This window comes from Bacteroides muris (ex Afrizal et al. 2022) (assembly GCF_004793475.1).
Classification (GTDB): Bacteria; Bacteroidota; Bacteroidia; order Bacteroidales; family Bacteroidaceae; genus Bacteroides; species Bacteroides muris.
The window spans coordinates 1-1654 of sequence record NZ_SRYZ01000103.1 but is presented as its reverse complement, the minus strand read 5'-3'; the positions used below and the strand labels follow the sequence as shown (position 1 = coordinate 1654).

General features: G+C 34.5%; 1 protein-coding gene. It reads right to left on the bottom strand.

Annotation, left to right across the window (positions count from 1 at the left end):
• Nucleotides 1–358 precede the first annotated feature (358 nt).
• Nucleotides 359–1585 carry an McrB family protein gene (locus tag E5355_RS18990; RefSeq protein WP_136011548.1) on the bottom strand — a complete coding sequence of 409 codons (1227 nt, stop codon included), beginning with the start codon at nucleotides 1583–1585 and terminating at the stop codon, nucleotides 359–361.
• Nucleotides 1586–1654 lie beyond the last annotated feature (69 nt).

The window sequence follows — 1654 nt, the reverse complement described above, 5'->3', positions numbered from 1 at the left end:
TATATTTCAATTATTTCAAAGAACTATTTATCCACTTTTACGGGACAGTAATGATTTTAAAGATATAATTATCTACAAGATTATCTTTATAGACATCTAGTTGTGGGGGATATACTAACAAATTAGCATTTTGCTTTTTACAAAGGTCACTTATTGTCAAATTGGCTATCTGATAAAAATCACATAAGTCCTTATCCTCAATCTCTTGAATTGGGATATGGCTATAATCATATGTTTTATATACTTTCGACATTATTGCAGTTTAGGACTTTACACCTAAAATGATATATGAGTAATTCTACATTTCGCAATTAGGCCGCTAATACAATGCCTAATAAAGTGAAAATCCAAATGTTTATTAACAATTATAGGCATTTTTAAAATCATCCATTTTCGCTTTTACGTCATCCATTCCTCTGACATATTCATATAAGACACCCTCAATATGATATTCCCATAAGTCAGACCACATACTATCTGGGTTATTCTTATATAGCAAAACCTTTTTGAAGTATGCAGGTCCGACATGATAAGACGGATTTAATCCTTCGGTTTTCTCAATAGCATCATTAAGAGATTGCATTCGCTTGATTGCTGTCTCTTTGAGTTCTTCTCCTAAGTTATCTAGCATCTCTAATCTGTCATTCGACTTTATCTCCTTCCATGCAAAACGGCGGCGCATTGCAAAATCCATAGAGTCAACACTGCGGTCTATATCATTCATCGTCCCGATGATATAGACATTTTCAGGTACATAAAAACCGTTTTCATAAATATCTCCATCTTCTATAAGGTTTTGATATTGCGTCTGAACCGTTCCGGCTACGCCTCTATACCCAGGGTCAATCGAGAAGAACAACTCTCCAAATATCTTTGAGATTTCTCCTCGATTTATTTCATCTATGATAAACACATAATTCTTTCGTTCTACGACCGTCTCTTCGACTTTCTTATTCTGCATGAATTTTTTATATAAAAAATAGAGCGTAGCCCAATAAGCCGATGTATGGCATCCCTTGATGGCATCCCTCACAGCCTTATCTATGTTAGAAATCGAGTCTAAGGCTTCCATGCTTTCATACACAACAGATAGTTTCTTTAATCTAGCATAAGACACGGTATATGTTTTTCCTGTCTCCGAATCTTTTGCTTTCAGAATAAGATTGTTATTGTCAGAGACATCCACTATTTCCATACTCATAGACTCTGATTTTAATGGTATCTCTTTGATTTCTTCATTCCTAATTTTATCTATCATATCGTAATAAGCACTCTTAAATATTGCATCCTTATTTATATCCTGAGTACTTTTTTGACTGTCAATCAAATTTTCAAGTGCTTGAGCACAAAAATCTTTAAAAGAACCTCGTTTTAACTCAAATCCAATATTAGTTTCACCATCCTTCTGAAAAGGACGTAATCCTTCAACAAAATCTGTATAATCATACGACGGATGAAACTGTACCATCATACATTGCTGGTTTTCTTCAGTCGCACCTAACTCTCTAGCTATTAGCTTTGCCAAATAGGTTTTACCCGTGCCGGGGGCACCAGTCAAAATAAGATTTTTATTGTCTATTAACAAATTGGTATAAGGAAGTAACTATTCAGCGAGAACAAAGGATACGAAGAATTAGCCCGTCAGTTTAGACGA